The organism is Pedobacter sp. Leaf216 (genome assembly GCF_001421515.1).
In the GTDB taxonomy this organism is placed as follows: Bacteria; Bacteroidota; Bacteroidia; order Sphingobacteriales; family Sphingobacteriaceae; genus Pedobacter.
In genome coordinates this window covers 1-20243 of the sequence record NZ_LMKM01000012.1, presented here as the reverse complement: position 1 = coordinate 20243, position 20243 = coordinate 1, and the positions used below count along the sequence as shown (strand labels likewise).

Below are 20243 nucleotides of genomic sequence, written 5' to 3'. Positions count from 1 at the left end.
TTATTCGTACCTCAACGCCTCTACAGGATCTAACTTTGATGCTTTTTTAGCAGGATAGTATCCCGATAAAATCCCAACCAAAACGCACAGTATAAAGCCACCAATAATAAAAAGCCATGGAATTAAGAAAGAGCCGCCCATAGCGAGCGAAATCAAATTGCCAAGCACAATGCCTAAAAAGATCCCGAACACACCGCCCATTAAGCAGATTACTACCGCTTCAATCAAAAACTGACGGCGGATTACTTTAGGATTTGCGCCGATTGCCTTACGGATTCCGATTTCACGTGTGCGCTCTGTAACCGAAACAAGCATAATATTCATTAGTCCGATAGATGCGCCAATTAAGGTAATGATACCAATTGCCACCCCACCAATTGCTACGAAAGCCAGGTTTTCGAATAATGTTTGCGCAATGGCATCACTCTTTGTGATCTCAAAATTATTGGTTTCGTTTATTTTAACTTTACGGATATTTCTGAATAAGGCGGTAGATTCGCCAATAATGTTTTCCTGCATTTCATTGCTTGGAACCATAACCGTAATGGTATAAGATGGATTTGCATTGGCATTTATCTGTTTCGCTTTCAACAAAGGAACATAAACTGCCCTATCGCCACTAAAGCCCATACTCGATCCTTTTTTCTCAAGTACACCAACAATTTTAAAACGGTTGTTACCAACATTGATCAGTTTATCCAGTGGATCGGCATCTTTAAATAATTTTTCAACCACTTCACCACCAACAATACAAACATTGCTTCCTAACTGTATTTCAGAAACACTGAAATTTCTACCTTGTGATAAATTTAAGCCTTGTGAGGCCAAACCGTTTTCATCAATTCCCTGAACATTTATATTGGGGTTGGTTTTTAAACTTCCATATTTAATGGTAGAACCACCGCTGGCGAAAACACTTACAGCCACAGTTGCCGGTGTATTTAAACTATCTTTAAATTTAACAGCATCTTCATAACGGATAGCTTTAAACGGTTTGGGCCTTTTGCCATTCCCAATCCTAATACCCGTACCACGGTTTCTAATGGTAAATGAGTTGGCCCCCATGCTACTAAAAGCATCAGTCATACTTTTCTTTACAGCATCAAGTGTGGTTAAAATCCCAACCAAGGCCATTAAACCAATGGCAATAATTAAGGCAGTAAGCATGGTACGCAAGCGGTTACCCTTAATGGATTCTAGTGCCAGTCTGATGTTTTCTCTGTAATTCATTTAGTATTGCGATAAGCGTTTGCGGGCAAAGCTTGTAAAAATAAAAAAAGTCCCGATGTTTAGACAAGGGGACTGCACTATATGTTACAATAATATTTTATTTATGCCGAGAAACTCGTACCACAGCCACAGGTGCTGGTTGCGTTAGGGTTAACAAAGGTAAAACCACGAGAATTTAAACCATCCTGCCAATCGATCATCATGCCCATCAAATACATTTGGTGTGCTTTGTTCATAAAAACTTTAATGCCTTCGATGAAATATTCCTGGTCACCTTCTTTTTTCTGATCGAAACCTAAGATGTAATTCATGCCGGCACAACCTCCGCCTTCTACGCCAACGCGTAATCCGTAATCTTCACCGATCTCCTGCTGATCTTTTAATTTATATAACTCTTTAGCTGCTCCTTCTGAAAAAGTAACTGGTGCAAATGCTGTATCAACTGTTGTGCTCATGTTATTTAAATTTTATCTGTTACAAATATAAATAATAATGCACATTTTTGCTTTTAACGGTTCGTTAATATTACCGTATATAAACAATACTTATGAATACCCAACAGATTTTAATTGATGTAGTGATCTTATTTGCAGGCATTTTCGCCGCATTAATGGCCGTTTATTATATTTTAAAGAGCGATATCCAACGTTTCTTTAACCTAAAAACCATTGAATTGAATAAAGAGAGTAAAGCCCATATTTTACCCTTACGTTTACAGGCACACGAACGTTTGATCATCTTTATCGATCGGATTAATCCTGCTAACTTACTTGTACGCCTTCATCAACAAGGAATTGCCATTGCAACGTTGCAGGCAGGCATATTAAATGAAGTGCGTTCAGAATATCAGCATAACATTACCCAGCAATTATATGTGGATAGTGTAACCTGGACTGTGGTGCGTAAATTAAAAGACGATACCATAGCCATGGTAAACAACGCAGTGCAAGGTTTGCCGGCTGATGCAAATGGAATTGAATTAAGCAAGGCAATTTTACAGCACATGGCCAGTATTGATGAAAATCCATACGATTTAACCATTGAACTGATTAAAAAGGATATCCATAGTTTGTTTTAAGTTGGGTTAACGGGTTAATTGAACATATGCAGTTAACCACTTGAGTAGTTTCAACAATTTACCTGTGGAACCGTAATGCAATACGTTGTTGGCCAAATGGCCATTGAACTAATGAACTAACCAGATATGAGCGATAAGAAGCATACCACAACCTCGGGCATAGAAATTAAGCCACTCTATACAGAGGTGAAGCCGATGGAAGAAAAGCCTGGAGAATTTCCTTTTACAAGAGGAATTCAAAAGGATATGTACCGTGGCCGTTTATGGACCATGCGGCAATATGCAGGGTTTTCAACTGCCGAAGAATCCAATAAGCGTTATCATTATTTATTGGCTCAGGGTACAACGGGCTTGTCGGTTGCTTTCGATCTCCCGACGCAGATTGGATACGATTCTGATCATGAAATGGCCGATGGCGAAGTAGGAAAAGTTGGTGTAGCCATAGATTCATTAAAAGATATAGAAATTTTATTTGATGGTATTGAACTGAAAGATATCACCACATCAATGACGATCAATGCAACAGCGTCGATTTTGCTGGCGATGTATATTGCTTTGGCCAAAAAGCAAGGTGCCGATCTAAAGCAGATCTCAGGGACTATACAGAACGATATTTTAAAAGAATATGCTGCAAGAGGAACTTATATCTATCCACCGAAACAATCGATGCGTTTAATCACCGATATTTTCGAGTTTTGTAGCCAAGAAGTGCCCAAATGGAATACCATTTCAATTTCTGGCTATCATATTCGCGAAGCCGGTTCAACCGCCGTACAAGAACTTGCCTTTACACTTGCTAATGGCAAAACTTATTTAAAAGCAGCGTTAAATAAAGGTTTGAACATTAATGTATTTGCTAAACGATTATCCTTCTTTTTTAACTGTCACAATAATTTCTTTGAAGAAATTGCAAAATTCAGGGCTGCGAGACGGATGTGGGCAAAAATTACCAAAGATTTAGGCGCTACCGACGAAAAAGCTCAGATGTTAAGGTTTCATACCCAAACCGGTGGTTCTACTTTAACAGCACAACAACCCTTAAATAATGTAATCAGGGTGAGTAACCAGGCAATGGCCGCAGTTTTAGGTGGAACACAATCTTTACATACCAATGGTTACGACGAAGCACTTTCTTTGCCCACAGAATCTGCTGCCAAAATTGCCTTGCGTACACAGCAGATTATCGCTTTCGAAAGTGGTGTTACAGATACTGTGGATCCATTGGCAGGATCATTTTTTGTAGAGCAGCTAACTGATGAGGTTGAGGCTGCTGCCTGGGCTTATATCGATCGTATTGATGCTATGGGTGGTTCGGTAAATGCAATTGAAAGCGATTACATGCAAAATGAAATTGCTAGTGCCGCTTATCAGTATCAAAAGGAAATTGAAAGTGGAGAAAGGATCTCGGTAGGGGTAAATAAGTTTACGCAGGAAGAAGAAGGTATAACTGAGGTTTTTAATGTAGACGACTCCATACGCAAGCTGCAATCAGAAAAGCTCAGCCAGTTAAAAGCGACCCGCGATACCGTTGCTGTAGAGGAGGCACTAAACAAATTAAGTGAAGCCGCCCAGGGTGAAACCAACCTGATGCCGTTAATTATTGATGCCGTTGAAAAGTATGCCACCCTAGGCGAAATTGCTGATGTATTTAGAAGCCGTTTCGGGATTTATTAAACTCCAGGTTTCACTGTCTTTGCGCTGAATACTCGTTTCACTGTTACCATCAGCATTAAGATGGCTGAAAAATTATGTTCCTTAGTAGCTATAGAAAAAATGCTTTGACTTGTCGTAAAATTCATACAATATCCAATTGAAATTTTTAAATAAAATCAAGTCTGTACAGTAGGCATTATGGCTAATTTGTATCTTTCTGGCTATAACTTTGATTTAAAGATAATTAAAGATTATTTTGGTAAAAATGAATAAATATGGCTTAAATGGCTTAGAATTTGCTTTTTCATTGACGGTTTGAATTAATAGGAGTAATCTGCGTTAAATTATCGTTAATGTGGATAACCAGTGTTAATAAATAGTTATCAACATAAAAAATTGAGGTTAAGCGGGCTACCATATTCCTTATCAGTACGTTACGATTTATTTGAAATTTTTGTTTAAAATGTTGATAATTTTGTCAATATTCGTAGTCCCGAAACGGACCATCCCTTTAATTCGAATCGGCACTGTAAACCAATAAATTATAGAAATCGCAATGGAAAAAACTTGTACAGAAGTATGGAAGAACTGTCTTCAAATTATTAAGGATAACATTCCGAACCAAAGTTTCAAAACCTGGTTCGAGCCAATCACGGCTCTTAAATTGGAAGGCAAGGTTTTAACCATACAGGTGCCAAGTTTGTTCTTTTACGAATGGCTTGAAGAACATTATGTAGGCTTGTTACGCAAGACTGTAAAAAAGCAACTTGGAGAGGATGGCAGGTTGGAATATAACATCGTTGTAGATAAATCATCTAACAGCGGTAATCCTTATACTACCAATATGCCCTCAAATGGAAATGGTGCGGAGGCAAAGGTACAATCGATGCCAATTCCGGTTTCCATTAATAAGGATATTAAAAATCCGTTCATTATCCCTGGATTAAAAAAATTAAATGTTGATCCACAATTAAACTCTAATTATACTTTTGAAAATTACATTGAGGGAGATTGCAACCGCCTGGCACGTTCTGCAGGTTACGCTGTAGCAGCTAAACCGGGAGGTACATCTTTTAACCCCTTAATGATTTACGGTGGAGTAGGTTTGGGTAAAACTCACCTGGCGCAGGCAATCGGTAACGAGATTAAACGCAGCATGCCAGATAAGTTGGTGATCTATGTAAGCTGTGAGAAATTTTGCCAGCAATTTGTAGATTCATTAAAAAACAACACCATTAACGATTTCGTTAACTTTTACCAGGCAATGGATGTAATCATTATGGATGATGTGCACAACTTTGCAGGTAAAGAAAAAACACAGGATATTTTCTTCCATATCTTTAACCACCTACACCAATCGGGCAAACAGGTAATTTTAACATCTGATAAAGCACCGAAAGATTTGGCTGGACTGGAAGAACGTTTGTTAAGCCGTTTTAAATGGGGACTTTCTGCTGATTTGCAGATTCCTGATTTGGAAACGCGTATTGCTATTTTAAGAAAGAAAATGTATGCCGATGGTATTGAGTTACCGGGCGAGGTTGTAGAATATGTTGCGCATAACATTGATAACAACGTTCGTGAGCTGGAAGGTGCTATGGTATCTCTTTTAGCACAGGCAACTTTAAATAAAAAAGAAATTGATTTAGCCCTTGCTAAACAGATGTTGAAAAACTTCATCAAAAATACCTCTAAAGAAATTTCAATGGAGTATATCCAGAAATTGGTTTGTGAGTATTTCGAAGTTCCTGTTGATATGGTTAAATCGCAAACACGTAAACGCGAAATTGTTCAGGCACGTCAGATTTCGATGTACCTTTCTAAAAGTCATACAAAATCATCATTGAAAACAATCGGTGCTTTCTTCGGCGGCCGAGATCACAGTACTGTAATCTACGCCTGTCAAACAGTAGAAGATTTAATCGATACCGATAAAAAGTTTAAAGCTTACGTACACGATATCCAAAAGAAATTAAAAATGAGCTAAACCAGGTTCAGGAGCAGAAAGGTAGAAGGGTTCAAATTAAAACCTTTCGTTCATGTTCAAAGTTTATGCAATAACAATAAAGGCCCGATAAATTTATCGGGCCTTTATTGTTTTCCTTCAATTAATTTATAAAATTGTTCTTTGTAAACATCCCCAAGTGGAATAATTGCATCACCTATGTATATCCTACTCCTTTCGATGCTATTTATCTTTTTTACCGCAACAATATAAGATTTATGCACCCTGATAAACTGCTTTTTGGGCAGTTGTTCTTCCGTTTTTTTAATGTTTTGCAGGGATAGTATTTTTTCAGTTTTAGTATGGATTGATACATAATTTTGCATGCCTTCTACAAAAAGGATATCATCTGTATCAACCTTTATCAGTTTATATTCTGTTTTAATAAAAATGAAATCGTTTTCAGGTTCTGCAGGCTGGTAACTAATTATGGGCTGCGTAACTTCATTTAAGTTTAAATGGCGCATAGCCTTTTGCACCGCCTTATAAAAACGTTCGAAAGATACCGGCTTAAGCAGATAATCAATGGCGTTATTTTCAAAACCATCCAAGGCATATTCAGCATAAGCGGTAGTCAGGATAATCTGGCATTTTTCATTAACAATTTTCATAAACTGAACACCATTAAGTTGCGGCATCTGAATATCCAGAAAAACAAGGTCCACCTCGCTTTTCATCACATATTCTAAAGCAGTTAATGGATTAGTACTGCTGAATACCAGGATCAGATCGGGCACTTTACTGATGTAATCATTTAAAATATCGATAGCAAGCGGCTTATCATCAACAACTACACAGCGGATCATATGTTTTTAAGATTCAGGTTAATGGTAAAAGTATCATTTTCGTCGGTAATCACAAGTTTGTGCCTATCAGGATAAATCAATGCCAGTCGTCGTTGTACATTGGCAAGCCCTATTCCGCCCGTTTTATCTTTATAATCGTTGTTCTTTTTGTTAGAAACTTCAAAGTTAAAATCACGATCATTGATGAAAAGCTTGATCTTTATCGGATTTTCAGCATCACTTACTATACCATGTTTAAAGGCATTCTCAACAAAGTTGATCAATATTAGCGGCGCAATTTCTTTCCCGGTTTCATCACCATTAATCTCCAAATCGATGTAAGCGATACCTTTTTGACCGATCTTATAAAGCTCGACCACATTTTTTAGGTAAATTATTTCCCTTTCAATTGGGGCAAACTTATCATTGCTTTCTTTAAGCATATACCGTAAAAGTTCAGATAACTTTAGCACTGCCTCCGGTGCCTCACTTGCTTTTTGATAGGTTAGCGCATATATGTCATTAAGTGTATTAAATAAAAAATGTGGGTTAATCTGCGATTTTAAATAAGCAAGTTCTGTTATTGCCTGTTCTTTGGCAAGTTCCTGCTGCCTTTTCTGCGTCTCAAAATATTCTCCAACGTAACTTATCGCGATACTAAAGAATATGTACACGTAGTTTTCAAATAGCAGGGTTTGAAAAGATAGCCAGAAATTAAGCTTATCTAAATAAACATAAGAGTACCAATTGAATTTTTGCGGAAGCAATGTTGCATAAACATATTTATGAATAGGAGCGAGCATTGAAAAAAGAATGATCAGTGATACAATGTAAAGTATGATCTTTTTTTTTCTTGCTAGCCTAGGTACCAGAACAAGGAAATTGGTGTAGAAAATGCAGATCGGAAAAAGAAGCGTGATCAGTTTAACACTGAGCGTTGAGGCAATGCTTGCAAAATTAAGATCACCGATGTTAAAAGTCTGAAATCCGAATAACAGTTCTTTGAGCCATAAGATAAGCCAATATCCGATGTGTAAATAGGTGAAATGTGCTTTTTTCATCTTCGAAATTTGCTAAAAATAATACAATCCTTTTATAAGCTTGCGCTGAAAAGTATGAAAGCCCTAATTTTATACACCAACACCGAAATTTAAAGTATAAGATCCTGTCTTGATCAAACAGCCAGTTCATCAATAAAATAATGCCTTTCGTCAATTACATCCCTTAAACCTATTTCTTGTACTGCAATTTTGAAGAAATTAATTGTCGGGATATGAAAAAACTAAAATCTTCACTTTGTATTTTGCTCCTTGTGTTTGCTTGTTATCAGGCAAATGCACAAAAATTCAACGAAACAGAGAAGTACTTCCTGTTTTTTAAAACATGGAATTTTCTTAAATACTATCATCCACAGTTTACAAAAGGGATAGAAGATGCAGATGCTATTTTTATGAAAAAGCAGAATCTTATAGGAAACATCCATAACAAAGCTGAACTGAATATTTTTTTGATGGGAATGATTACTGAGCTAGGTGAAGATGAAGAAATGCAACATAACGGTGGTTTTAAACTTCCAAACAATAATGTTTTACATAATTGGTATATAAAAAATGGACTAATTAACAGTGATCTGAAAAAAAAGTTATTGAATGTTTACACTTACCGAGATACTGTTGGAAAACATTATGTGCCGGCGTTGAATTATACAACAGAAATTCCCAATGAGCGGAAATACAAATTTCCCGATTCCATTAATTTGCCCTTAGGCATGAGGTTACTTGCATTGGCAAAGCTTCAGGGCGTAATCGATTATCTTTATCCACATAAAAGATTAATAAATGAGCCTTGGGACCAAGCAGTAAAAAAAAATATCCTGCTTTTTAAAAACTGTGCCTCCCGAATGGATTACGAAGTGTTACTCCTTAAAATTATAGCCAAACTGAACGATACCCACGCCTATAACCGCTTTTATGATGACCTCACTTACAAAAAAGAAATTTTTAAAAACAAATATTACCCTCCTTTTGATTACCAGATTATTAACAACAAAATATTGGTAAAGGAAATTATTGTACCCGATTTATGTACAAAAGCAGGTATTAAAGTTGGCGACTTAATTACAGCAATTGATGGAGTATCGATAAATAAGAATGTCGACAGGCTTAAGCAACTGCTTTCTGCATCCAATCGGAATACGTTAATTTTTAAAATTAATAATTACGTTACTAACTTCATGTGGAGTAATGATTCTTCAAAATTTCAATTAATAGTATCTTCATCAGGACAGAAAAAGGAAGTTCTTATAGATTTTGTAACCTCAAAAAATACGATCGGTATTCAGGCAATTAATAATTATTTAATTGCTAAGTTAAAAGTTACGGAAAGTATCTCACCATTTAAAGTAATGGAAAGCGGAATCGCTTATTTCAATATTGAAAATATACGCGGGCTTTTAAATGATGTTAAAGATGATCATTTGGATGCTAAAATGGATTCTATTTTAAATTTAGCTGCAGAACAACAGGCAATCATTTTCGATATGCGGGGTTATCCAAGTTGGGGTGGTTTTGTTTTTCATTACATCTACAAAAAGTTCGGAAATCAACATAATCTTTTCGCACAGTATTTTCAGGCGGATAATAAGAATTTGGGTAGCTTTTTACCAATAGCTGGCACTTTTACCTATTATCCTGGTGGGGTTAAAACTGAAAGTTTTAATTACACTGGCAAGGTCTGCATTATCGTGAATCCGGATACCAGAAGCTTATCTGAATGGAATACCATGAATTTACAGCATATATTTCCGAATGCCATTACTATTGGCGAGCAAACGGCAGGGGCGGATGGCGACGAAAAACACATTAATATCCCTGGAAATTACAATATCTATTTTACTGGTAATGCAATTTATTATCCAGATGGTACACTTGCCCAGGGAAAAGGAGTGAAAATTAATAAAATTGTACGGCTAAAAATTGAAGATCTCTGCTCAGGAAAAGATACCCAACTCAATTTTGCAATTAAATCTGTGCTATAACCAACAAAAATACCTTATGAAAAAGATCATTTTATGGGTGTCAGTTCTGATCAGCCTTCAATCTTCAGCATCCGTTAAAAAAGAAGTTGGAGACAGCATTAAAACATATGTTGAAACTGCGCTTAAAATTATAAAAAACAGATCAGTAAACAGCGATAAGATGAATTGGAACAAAATTGAACTTGAGGTTACACAAAAGATCAATAAGTTGAAATACATCAGAGAAACTTATCCAATAATTAAAGATGTGCTTGAAAAATTAGGTGATTCGCATTCCAAATTTTTCCCACCCGAAGTTGTAGCTTCTTACGTAAAAGGTTATCGGGCGAGTGGGTTGCCTTTTCCACAAATACAGTCAGCATTTTTAGAAAACCGTTATGCCTATATCGCTTTACCAGCATTTTATAGCTACAATATGACTGAATGGAATGAGTTTGTAAATCGTTTCAGAACTGAACTACTAAAACTTTCAGTTCAAAAACCTAAAGGATGGATATTAGATCTACGCAACAATGATGGGGGTATGTTTGCACCAATGTATGCGGCAATTGCGCCTTTTCTTGATCAACCTAACGTAATCGGCTGGAAGGATAGAAAGGGCAAAGAAAATTTCTTTAATTTTAAAGATGACAGGTTATATGAAAATAATAAAGCGGTTTATCTCTTTAAACTCACTACAGGCAAAATAAAAATCAAGAAACCTCACCTCGTGATACTCATTAATGAAAAAACAGCCAGTAGTGCCGAATTTACAACCATATCTTTTATTGGCCAAAAGAATGTTACCCTGGTTGGGAATAAAACCAATGGATTGACTTCAGCAAATCAGGAACATGAACTTACCGACGGAGCTTTTTTAGTTCTAACCGAAGGCGTTACAATCGATAGGAATTTAAAACAATATGCCGAAATTGGAAAAGGTGTGGTTGGTGATATTCAAATTGACCAGCTAACTGGAAATGAGGGAACAGATCAACAACTGTACCTCGAAAAAGCATTTGAGGTATTTAAAAATAAACTATCCGTTTATGAAAAAGCTCCATAAATTTTAAATTTAAGGAGCTTTTATTTATAAATCGTATACCCTTAAAGCTGCTCTAGTTCGGTAAGGCCGTAAAATAAGGCAGCAACGTGAAGTGCCTGTGCAATTTTATTTTCTTTAATAAACTGTTTAACCTCATCAACTGTATATTCTTCAACATTTAGTATTTCATGTTCATCTAAATGTTGTTCGTGTGTTTTAACGCCGCCAGTTAAAAAGTAGGTAAAAGTTTTATTAGTAGAAGTTGCCGGATTTGGATAGAGTTCAGTAATAAACTTACAGGTTTTAAAGCTATAACCAGTTTCTTCCAAAAGCTCACGTTTAATGGCAAATTCAGGTGCTTCATCACCATCAATTACACCACCCGGAACCTCAAGCGAAACAATATCAGCCGCATGGCGGTATTGCCGAACCATAATTATTTTTCCTTCTTCAGTTAATGCAATTGCATTAACCCAGTTCGGGTATTCCAAAACGTAATAGTCATCTTTTACAATGCCATCCGGAAGCTTCACTTCATCTACCCTCAAGGTAGCCCACTTTTCTCTTACTAAATATTTAGAGGCAATCTTCTGCCACTTTTCTATAATCATTCTTTGTTTTTATTGAATTTATTTTAAACTAAAAACCGCCAACTTAACTGATATACTGCTGTATAGTTTTTTGGCGGTGCAGGTTCACCAAATGTACAATCTTGTGCTGATCTGACAAATATTGATAAACTAAATTAAGTTTTGGTGCAATTATTTTATTGCGGTCATCGCTCACTCCTAGTTCATAATATAAAAATTCACTTAACGAATCGAGCTTTTCGGGCGGTAGATTGGCTTCTGATAACCATTTTTCAAAAATCGTGAGGTCTTCACCTTCCAAAATTTCTTTAGGTAACTGAAAGCCACTATTCATGGTTTCGTCGAAAATTTGAGTTGCTTCTGCTAATTTGCCTTCCAATTTAAGGCCCATAAGGCGGGCCAGAACCTGGGCAAGTTTCTGTATCTCTGCTGTGATTAAATCTCTTCTGTACATTAATTTGCAATATTAAAATTGGTGCAAAGTTTAAATATGGGGTAACATGCTATTGAAAAACTTTTCCAAACTATGAACTATGAACTGACTACCAGCTTCCACTGCTTCCGCCACCGCCGAAACTTCCTCCTCCAAAGCCGCCAAATCCACCGCCGCCTCCGCCAGAAGAACCGCCTCCCCAGCCACCGCTGCTTCGGCCACCGCCACCGCTTCCAAAAAGCATGGCCCAAAATAAAGCATTAGATGCTCCTCGACCGCCAATTACTTCGCTTCCGCCTCCACCACCTTTGCGCATAATAATGATGATGATAATAACAATAATGATAATAATAACGATACTGCCTGAGCCGCCTTTCTTTGAAGAAGCTTTTGGATTGTCATTTTTATATTCGCCTCTGGTATATTTTATAATGGAAGTGGTACCCTCGTCTAAACCGGCATAATAATTTCCTGCTTTAAAATTGGGTTTAATGTCATTATCTATAATACGTTTGGCGTAAATATCGGGTAAGGCACCTTCTAAACCATAGCCGGTTTGTATCGAGATTTTTCGGTCGCCTACAGCCACAACGATCATAATGCCGTTGTTTTTGCCACTTTGTCCAACGCCCCATTTTCTCCCCAATTCTACAGCATATTCATTAATGTCGTAATCACCTACAGATTTTAATATGCCTATGGCTATCTGAGTAGATGAAGAATCGTTAAAGGTTACCAATTTATTTTCGAGCGCCTGTTTTTGCTCTGTAGATAATACATTGGCATAATCATTAACCAACGTACTTGGCTTTTCCGGAAAATCTTGCGCAAAAGCAAAAGTGAATAGTAAACTAAACAGTGATAAAAGGAATATTTTCTTCATCTTTTATTTGTTCTCTAGGTTATCCATAAAAACAATATCATTTGGCAACTCATTAATATCACCTTTTTGAGGAGGGAAAAATAAAGCCAGCTTTTCTCCAGCCAAGGCAACACCGGCAATAATGCCATCTCCTAAATTGCCTTTTGCAAAGTGCGCCGTCATCGCAACTTTTGTGGTTTCCCAAAAATTTTGTGGTACCACCTGGTTAATTCCAACGTCGCCAATAATGGCAAATTTATGATCGGCATGTGCCAGATAAATCAATACGCCATTTCTTTTGGCTGTTTTATCCATATCAAGTTTTGCAAAATATTCGATGGCTTTTTCATATGGATCACCCTCGCAATGTTTATCAATAGCGATCCTGATTTCTCCTGAAGTTGCTTTTTCGGCATTGGAAATCGCATCAGCTATTTTTTCCTGTTCAATATCTGAAAATAAAGGCATGTGTATATTTTATATGAAGTAAAAAGGGTAATAAATGTTCAGTTAAATAAACATTTACTACCCTTATCTATTGTACTTAAAAAATTAAAATTCTACTTTGGGTGCATCTTTAGCAGAAGCATCTGCTTCAAAATATCCTTTTGGTTTAAAACCGAACATACCTGCAGTTAAATTGGTAGGGAACGACCTTATTTTACCATTATACTCCTGTACAGCATCATTAAAATCCTTACGTGCAACAGTAATTCTGTTTTCAGTACTTTCCAACTGAGCAGATAAATCGCTAAACTGTTGTGTAGCCCTCAATTCCGGATAATTTTCTGTAATAGATAATAATTTTCCTAAAGCCTGGCTTAATTGCCCTTGAGCAGCCTGGTATTTCTGAATGTTTTCTGGGGTTAATTCATCAGCCTTAACCGTCATCTGTGTTGCTTTGGCACGGGCCTCTGTTACGGCAGTTAAAGTACCTTGTTCAAATTTTGCTGCACCTTTAACGGTAGCTACAAGGTTAGGAATTAAATCTGCCCTTCTTTGATATTGGGTTTGTACAGTTCCCCATTTCGATTTAACGTTCTCATCCAATTTAACCATGCTGTTGTAACCGCATGAACTTAAAGTGCTAACCGCAATTACTGCAGCAAGAATTCCAAATATTAATCTTTTCATTTTTATGGTTTTTGTCTTTTATCGAATTGAATTATGGTCAATTTACGAATTAGATATCAAAATGCATGCCTTTGTTACAGTTTAGGTATTTATCTGACAGCTTGACAAGAAACTACTTAAATTTAACAAGGAAAAATCAGGATATTTTGATTAGGTAATTTGAGTATATAAGCCTGTTCTTTTTTTGGGAGCGCAAAGCTTTTCGCTTTTTTGTATGGTTGTCCCGCTCTTTGCTTTATCCCGATAGAAAACTTGTGAAACAAGCAAGCACACCAAATATAACATAAACCAGTGCTTAAATCGGGATGCGCGCTCCGATCGGGGCTATAAACTTAGGTTCGTAGCACTGAAAACCGGCATAGTAGCAGAAAATAACCCCATTAAACCCGATCGGAGCGAGATGCCGATTTCTTCAATCGGCAGAAGCGGAGCGGGACTGTAGTTTCCAATGAAATACTGCAATTGCTTTCCAAAAAAAATAAAAGCATTACTTAGTATGCTAATAGTTTTTATTCATATGCTAAATCATCAAATATGCTGTCAGATATCTATCTTTGTAGCGTTCGGGATAAAAACCCGACATGTTATGCAAAAAGACATCGAAATTACAATGCTCCCTCATGAGGTAGAGCAAACCGAGCTGATCAACCAAAAACTTGCTCAAGCTTTAAAGCTACCCGAAGCTAGAATCAACGGCTACGAAATTCTTAAAAGATCGATTGATGCCCGTTCCCGAAAAGTTATCTTCCGCCTTCAAATAAGGGTTTTTGTTGATGAAGAAGCCATCCCGGAAGTGTATACAATAAATTATCCAAATGTAAGTGCGGCTAAACCCGTAATTATCATTGGAGCTGGTCCGGCAGGATTATTTGCTGCCTTGCAATGTATCGAAAATGGATTGAAACCAATTATTATCGAGCGTGGTAAAGATGTAAAACAGCGACGCAGAGATTTAGCTGCCATTAACAAACAAGGATTGGTAAATACCGAATCTAATTATTGTTATGGAGAGGGAGGTGCGGGTACTTACTCAGACGGTAAATTATATACCCGATCCAATAAACGTGGCGATATTAATAAAGTGCTTCAGGTTTTTGTAAATCACGGCGCAGAGCCTGATATTGCCATAGATGCCCGTCCGCATATCGGTACAAACAAACTTCCGCATATTATCACTTCCATTAAAGATACGATTTTAAATGCTGGGGGTGAGGTGATGTTCGATAGCCAGATGACTGATATTTTGGTCGAATTTGGTAAAGTAAAAGGAATAGAAATCAATTTTGAAGAAAAGCTGTTTGCCGACGAGGTTATCCTTGCCACCGGTCATTCAGCTAGAGATATATATGAACTTTTAAACCGTAAAAATATCCTGATCGAGGCCAAGCCTTTTGCCTTGGGTGTAAGGATTGAGCATCCTCAGGAAATTATTGATGCCGCACAATACCATTGCGATATCCGTTCAGAATTTTTACCGCCAGCATATTACAGCTTGGTAGAACAGGTAGGTAGCCGTGGTGTATTTTCTTTTTGTATGTGCCCCGGAGGCATTATCGCTCCTTGCGCTACAGGCGAAAATGAAATTGTAATTAACGGCTGGTCGCCATCAAAGCGTAATAATCCATATGCCAATTCTGGTACTGTGGTTCAGGTTACTATGGATGATGTTCAGGGCTATGATCCCTTAAGGATGTTGCATTTCCAATCAGAAATTGAAAAAATGGCTTTTGAGGCTGGTGGAGGTAACTTAGTAGCACCCGCACAACGCATGGTCGATTTCGTAAACAATAAGTTATCTATAGATCTGCCGAAAAATTCATATCTCCCAGGTACCAAAAGTTCAATGCTCGATAATATTTTGCCCAATTTTGTATCCGATAGTTTGCGTGCAGCACTGCCTTTGTTCGGCAAAAAGATAAAAGGTTATTATACAAACGAGGCAATTTTAGTTGGGGTAGAGAGTAGAACATCTTCACCGGTCAGGATTCCCAGAGATAAAGAAACCTATCAGCATCCACAGGTAAAAGGTTTGTATCCTTGTGCCGAAGGGGCCGGTTATGCAGGTGGAATTGTATCGGCGGCAATAGATGGCATTAATTGTGCAAATGCAATATTAAGCGCATCATAACAAACTTTATATTGTACCAATTGTTGTTTTGGTATGTTTAATATCACGAATGAAATAAAAAAAGCCTTTAATGGCGATGCCTGGCATGGTAATCATGTAATGCAAACGCTTAATAACGTTAATCCCGAAAGTGCATTTAGTCATTTTGTTCCAGGTGCCCATTCTATTGCTGAAATTGCCCTGCATTTAACCGCATGGACGGAAGAAGTTTCTTCAAGATTAACAGGTAAACCAGCTGAAGAACCTGCAATGGGTGATTGGCCTGAGCCAGAAGGTAGAACACCAAAAGATTGGGAGCGTATTATCTTCAATTTTAAAATTGCAAATGAAGAATTGATCAGGGTTTGCGAAGCAATTAAAGATAACCAGTGGGATGATGAAGTGAAAAGCGAAAGAAACCCAGCTTTAGGAACAGCTGTAACCAATGTAGAACTTGTAAGTGGATTGGCACAGCACCATGCCTATCATTCAGGGCAAATTGCTTTACTTTCCAAGTTTTAATCTCAGTAATACTCAAACTGTGTATTTAATTTACTAAAAAATGAAAAAGACCCTAATTATAGGTGCATCGCCAGATCCATCAAGATACGCATATAAAGCAGCAAATATGCTCAAACGTTTTAACCACGAAATTGTAAATGTTGGGATAAAAAAAGGAGAGGTTGCGGGGGTAGAAATTGAAAAACCCGGCGAAATTTACAACGATATTGATACCATCACCTTATATATCGGTCCTGCGCTGCAGCCACAATATCACGATTACATTTTGGCAACTAAGCCTAAACGCGTAATTTTTAATCCCGGTACCGAGAATTATGAACTCGAAAAACTTCTGGATCAGCATGATATCGAGCCCATTGAAGCATGTACCTTAGTGTTGTTAAGTACAGGGCAATATTAGAACCTGTAAACTATACCCCAGTTAACATAATCTGCCTGGGCAAAGTGCATATAAGTTTTTGCTTGTAAACCCAAATGTGGCGTAATGTTATAAGTGGGGCCGAATGTCCAGTACCATGTTGCTTTTTCCATTAACCTATTATAATGGATATACTTCCCGATTTGAGCTGCAACTGTAATGCGCCATAAATTAATATCTGCCCCTACACTAATACCTGTACGCCATTTATCATACGATGAGCCGTAATTCTGGAAAGTACCAACATAATTATTTGGATCAAAAGTGGTGAAATAATAAACTGCATCTGCTCCTGCTTTCAACGATATTACATCGTTAAGGAAGAAATTGTAACCAGCATACAATCCGCTTTTATATAAGCTTTTTGTGCGGTCGCCAAATAATCCCCTTGCACCTAAACCAGCACTAACCTCAACAGAATTTCTTTGGAGCGTAGTATATGTACTCTTCCGCTCAGCTGTTAATGCCTTTTGATTGTTTAGTTTAAGCCCGATGTAAACATTTCCGGTATTCAACCCGCCATTTGGAACAGTTGCACCACCGTTAGATACATGCAAAAAACCAAAGCCCGCCATTAAATCAGTATATTTGCTTATCGGCAGTTCTATGCCCAAATCAGCTTTTATCGTTTCATTAATAGGGCTTCCTAAAAATCTGTTTTTAGTATTGTTATAATAATACTTATTGGTATAGCCCAGGCCAACACCCGGTGTAAAGTTAAATTTGACTTTCCCAATTTTAAACAACTCAAAATCCATTTGTGCAACCAGGCCATATACCTGCCCAAACGCATGTTCAGAAGTATCCTTAGTACCCTTTAACTTACTCAGATCTCTGAAAATAAAACCAATCCCGTATGATTTTGCCCCAATAAAATCAATCCATTTATCGCTGTTCTGGCTAATATCTTTAAAATAAGCCGCATCAAAACCCGTAATCTGATCCTGAAATAAATGTCCTTGATCACTATTTACGTGCGTACCAAATACAGGCTTCAAAATAATCGAATGATTTTCTGGCACAATTTGAGCTTTCGCAAATGTGAAGCCAGTAAGCACTATAACTAAAATGAGTAAATTTTTTTTCATTAGCTTTTACTAAAACGGTAAGCAAGACTATAAAAGGCGTAGCGATAGCCAGTAGCACTATTTTTAACCTCGTTAGAAGTAAAGGTAGCAGTATAATTGGCCGTCCAACGTGCAATGGCAAAAGTTAAACCAACCTGTGTGGTAAATACTATAGGTTTGGGTTTAAAGGTAATTGGGCCCTTATCATTTAAAAATAAGCCACCCTGTAAACTGGAATCAAAAGCAATAGCATGTAACTGCGGACTTACAGTAAGAAACAGCTCATACTTGCGTTGCGCCTTGTTTACATTATTATTACTTACCAAACTGTTAAAGGCAGCTGAGCCATCCATATCATTAAATCTGCCCAAACGGAATATTGCGCCCAGGTTTGCTTTCGTAATTACATTGCCAAGTGCAGCCGAAGCAGTTCCGGTAACATCAAATATTTTATTATTTGTTTCAATCAGAAGCTTATTATATTCTGCACCCAGATTTAACGTAGGTTCGCTATTTAAGCTGTATTCCCAACCCTCAATTTGATTTTGCCCAACTAATTTATGAAATGCCTTCTGAAATTGTTCACCCAGGGCATCTTTACCCGTAATTCCAATCTGTGCAGAAACCTTAAGCATCTGTTTATTGGTGTAGTAACGGCTATAATTTGCCTCGCCATAAAGATAAGCTGTAAACGGGCGGTCGTGCAGCGCAGGGTTTGGTACAAAACTATAATAAGGGTTATATATTTTTTGACCAAGTTCGAAACCGATAATCTCCTTGCTTCTTCCCGTTTTTAAATTTTCTCCATTTAATGCATGCCTATATTTAATAAATGCGCCATTAGTATAATAGCGGTCACTTGTAATATCTATGTAAGCGTCGTTTTCAGAAATAATAACAAGCTCGTTTTTGTAATTTTGAGCATAACTAACCTCAACTATTCCGATAAAAAGGAGAGAAAGGTATAGTTTGAATAGGAACTTCATGTTTTTTTTTGGATAATTATAATAAAAGCATAAAAGTATTAAATATTGTTTAAAATTTATTGTTACGATATAGGTAGGCATAAGCATTTGTAAGCTTTAATATATGTTGTAGAATTTCAGAAATCCACCAATGTGTTTATTGTTATCTGTAAAGCCTGTTCCTTGCTACGATATAAGTTTCTTCCCGCGTTTCATTACAAGTCCTCACTGCGCTGCGGGCTTTTCATTTTAATCGGGTTTATTTTGCAGGGTTTTCCGGTAACCTGAAACAGCTGGGCGCAGATTGAACCTTGCAATCCCTATGAACAAAGCCCCTATAAACACGTTAACTTCCAAAAAGTTTGGCTTCCCCTTTAAATTTTNTGAAACAGCTGGGCGCAGATTGAACCTTGCAATCCCTATGAACAAAGCCCCTATAAACACGTTAACTTCCAAAAAGTTTGGCTTCCCCTTTAAATTTTTCTTATTGAAAACCATCGAGTTACGTCGGACCTTTGGATATTCTGTGGATTTTCTTTGCGGATAAGCTGAAATTCCTTACTTTTGCATCCCGCTTCGGAGGAAGGGTTTTGAATGAAAGGATGGCAGATGGTGATGATAGGGCAGGGTTTATTTTAAAATAAATGTTGCGGTGCGCATAATTTGTGGTTGCAAAGTTGCAGGAGACCAAAATCGCTTNGATTTTCTTTGCGGATAAGCTGAAATTCCTTACTTTTGCATCCCGCTTCGGAGGAAGGGTTTTGAATGAAAGGATGGCAGATGGTGATGATAGGGCAGGGTTTATTTTAAAATAAATGTTGCRGGYGAGGAAAAGATTGCTACCTTTGCAGCCCGCTCCGGAAGGACGGAAAGCTGAATAAAATCAGCAAGTTGAAATAAGGGGAAAGGAAAAAAGAAGGCCTGAAAAATAAAATTTATTTTATTTGGAAGTTTGAAAAAGATCCTTACCTTTGCACTCCCAACCGAAAGGAAGGGCAAAAAGCTGAGCAGCGGATGTTGCGNAAAAATAAAATTTATTTTATTTGGAAGTTTGAAAAAGATCCTTACYTTTGCACTCCCAACCGAAAGGAAGGGCAAAAAGCTGAGCAGCGGATGTTGCGGAAAGCAAACAGAAAAAAGATTGAAACGGATGAAACACGGGGAAGACGAAGAAGACTTTTCCAAACTGAAACCGAAGATATATAAAATGRCCGGCCGTGAGGTTACCAGGTCAGCAAGTTCTTAAAAGAGATGTCAATGTAGCGTAGCGAGGTAATGGAGTACCGATCAAAGTACATGATTACGTAGCTTTATTTTAAAGGTGGTGTCTAAC

At 37.3% G+C, this 20243-nt stretch carries 20 protein-coding genes; 9 read left to right on the top strand and 11 right to left on the bottom strand.

Annotation, left to right across the window (positions count from 1 at the left end; translation table 11 throughout):
* Together ASE74_RS09825 and ASE74_RS09820 are read right to left on the bottom strand one after the other, a co-directional pair.
* Positions 1–1230 carry an ABC transporter permease gene (locus ASE74_RS09825; RefSeq protein WP_055907911.1) on the bottom strand — a complete coding sequence of 410 codons (1230 nt, stop codon included), beginning with the start codon at positions 1228–1230 and terminating at the stop codon, positions 1–3.
* Between the two features lie 101 nt (positions 1231–1331).
* The gene (locus ASE74_RS09820; RefSeq protein WP_055907908.1) at positions 1332–1685 is read right to left on the bottom strand and encodes an iron-sulfur cluster assembly accessory protein; all 354 of its coding nucleotides are present in this window, start codon (positions 1683–1685) and stop codon (positions 1332–1334) included.
* Positions 1686–1777: 92 nt separating this feature from the next.
* On the opposite strand from ASE74_RS09820, the gene ASE74_RS09815 reads away from it, so the two are divergent.
* The 3 genes from ASE74_RS09815 (at position 1778) to dnaA (ending at position 5948) form a co-directional block, all read left to right on the top strand.
* Positions 1778–2308 carry a hypothetical protein gene (locus ASE74_RS09815; RefSeq protein ID WP_055907905.1) on the top strand — a complete coding sequence of 177 codons (531 nt, stop codon included), beginning with the start codon at positions 1778–1780 and terminating at the stop codon, positions 2306–2308.
* Positions 2309–2434: 126 nt separating this feature from the next.
* On the top strand, positions 2435–3982 hold the full coding sequence (locus ASE74_RS09810) for a methylmalonyl-CoA mutase (RefSeq protein ID WP_055907902.1): 1548 nt from the start codon (positions 2435–2437) through the stop codon (positions 3980–3982).
* A 535-nt stretch (positions 3983–4517) separates the two neighbouring features.
* Complete coding sequence (gene dnaA, locus ASE74_RS09805) at positions 4518–5948, top strand: chromosomal replication initiator protein DnaA (RefSeq protein ID WP_025145530.1); 1431 nt, start codon at positions 4518–4520, stop codon at positions 5946–5948.
* 104 nt (positions 5949–6052) lie between these two features.
* Here dnaA and ASE74_RS09800 read toward each other — a convergent pair whose 3' ends face one another.
* Positions 6053–6772, bottom strand: a complete 720-nt coding sequence (locus ASE74_RS09800) for a LytTR family DNA-binding domain-containing protein (protein WP_055907901.1) — start codon at positions 6770–6772, stop codon at positions 6053–6055.
* Positions 6769–7812 (bottom strand): sensor histidine kinase, encoded by a 1044-nt coding sequence (locus ASE74_RS09795; protein ID WP_055907898.1) that lies wholly within the window; start codon positions 7810–7812, stop codon positions 6769–6771. Before ASE74_RS09795 ends, ASE74_RS09800 begins: the two co-directional genes overlap by 4 nt.
* Positions 7813–8024: 212 nt before the next feature.
* Between ASE74_RS09795 and ASE74_RS09790 the strand changes: the two genes are divergently transcribed.
* Both ASE74_RS09790 and ASE74_RS09785 read left to right on the top strand, forming a co-directional pair.
* A complete protein-coding gene (locus ASE74_RS09790) occupies positions 8025–9788 on the top strand; it encodes a S41 family peptidase (protein ID WP_055907895.1) in 1764 nt (587 codons plus the stop codon).
* Positions 9789–9804: 16 nt separating this feature from the next.
* Entirely contained in the window at positions 9805–10833 is a 1029-nt protein-coding gene (locus ASE74_RS09785) for a S41 family peptidase (protein ID WP_055907892.1), read from the top strand.
* A gap of 41 nt (positions 10834–10874) precedes the next feature.
* Here the strand turns inward: ASE74_RS09785 and ASE74_RS09780 are convergent, their stop codons facing one another.
* The 5 genes from ASE74_RS09780 to ASE74_RS09760 all read right to left on the bottom strand — a co-directional run bounded on the left by ASE74_RS09780 (position 10875) and on the right by ASE74_RS09760 (position 13831).
* Positions 10875–11423 carry an NUDIX hydrolase gene (locus ASE74_RS09780; protein ID WP_082458728.1) on the bottom strand — a complete coding sequence of 183 codons (549 nt, stop codon included), beginning with the start codon at positions 11421–11423 and terminating at the stop codon, positions 10875–10877.
* Positions 11424–11466: 43 nt separating this feature from the next.
* Positions 11467–11856, bottom strand: a complete 390-nt coding sequence (locus ASE74_RS09775; protein WP_055907889.1) for a hypothetical protein — start codon at positions 11854–11856, stop codon at positions 11467–11469.
* An 88-nt stretch (positions 11857–11944) separates the two neighbouring features.
* Entirely contained in the window at positions 11945–12718 is a 774-nt protein-coding gene (locus tag ASE74_RS09770) for a YgcG family protein (protein WP_055907886.1), read from the bottom strand.
* Between the two features lie 3 nt (positions 12719–12721).
* A complete protein-coding gene (locus tag ASE74_RS09765; protein WP_055907882.1) occupies positions 12722–13165 on the bottom strand; it encodes a TPM domain-containing protein in 444 nt (147 codons plus the stop codon).
* An 84-nt stretch (positions 13166–13249) separates the two neighbouring features.
* Positions 13250–13831 (bottom strand): LemA family protein, encoded by a 582-nt coding sequence (locus tag ASE74_RS09760; RefSeq protein WP_055907879.1) that lies wholly within the window; start codon positions 13829–13831, stop codon positions 13250–13252.
* Between the two features lie 586 nt (positions 13832–14417).
* Between ASE74_RS09760 and ASE74_RS09755 the strand changes: the two genes are divergently transcribed.
* The 3 genes from ASE74_RS09755 to ASE74_RS09745 are packed head-to-tail and all read left to right on the top strand — an operon-like array spanning position 14418 to position 16860.
* Complete coding sequence (locus ASE74_RS09755) at positions 14418–15959, top strand: NAD(P)/FAD-dependent oxidoreductase (protein ID WP_055907877.1); 1542 nt, start codon at positions 14418–14420, stop codon at positions 15957–15959.
* A 33-nt stretch (positions 15960–15992) separates the two neighbouring features.
* Positions 15993–16460: a DinB family protein gene (locus ASE74_RS09750; RefSeq protein ID WP_055907874.1), complete on the top strand. Its 468-nt coding sequence runs from the start codon at positions 15993–15995 to the stop codon at positions 16458–16460.
* Positions 16461–16500: 40 nt separating this feature from the next.
* The gene (locus ASE74_RS09745; RefSeq protein WP_055907872.1) at positions 16501–16860 is read left to right on the top strand and encodes a CoA-binding protein; all 360 of its coding nucleotides are present in this window, start codon (positions 16501–16503) and stop codon (positions 16858–16860) included.
* Here ASE74_RS09745 and ASE74_RS09740 read toward each other — a convergent pair.
* Both ASE74_RS09740 and ASE74_RS09735 read right to left on the bottom strand, forming a co-directional pair.
* Entirely contained in the window at positions 16857–17966 is a 1110-nt protein-coding gene (locus tag ASE74_RS09740) for an acyloxyacyl hydrolase (protein WP_055907869.1), read from the bottom strand. The two genes, ASE74_RS09745 and ASE74_RS09740, sit on opposite strands and share 4 nt — an antisense overlap.
* Positions 17966–18931, bottom strand: a complete 966-nt coding sequence (locus ASE74_RS09735) for a lipid A deacylase LpxR family protein (RefSeq protein WP_162235805.1) — start codon at positions 18929–18931, stop codon at positions 17966–17968. Before ASE74_RS09735 ends, ASE74_RS09740 begins: the two co-directional genes overlap by 1 nt.
* A gap of 1002 nt (positions 18932–19933) precedes the next feature.
* Here ASE74_RS09735 and ASE74_RS25115 point away from each other — a divergent pair.
* A partial coding sequence (locus ASE74_RS25115; RefSeq protein ID WP_235526050.1) for a hypothetical protein occupies positions 19934–20116 on the top strand: 183 nt, incomplete at its 5' end.
* Between the last annotated feature and the right edge of the window lie 127 nt (positions 20117–20243).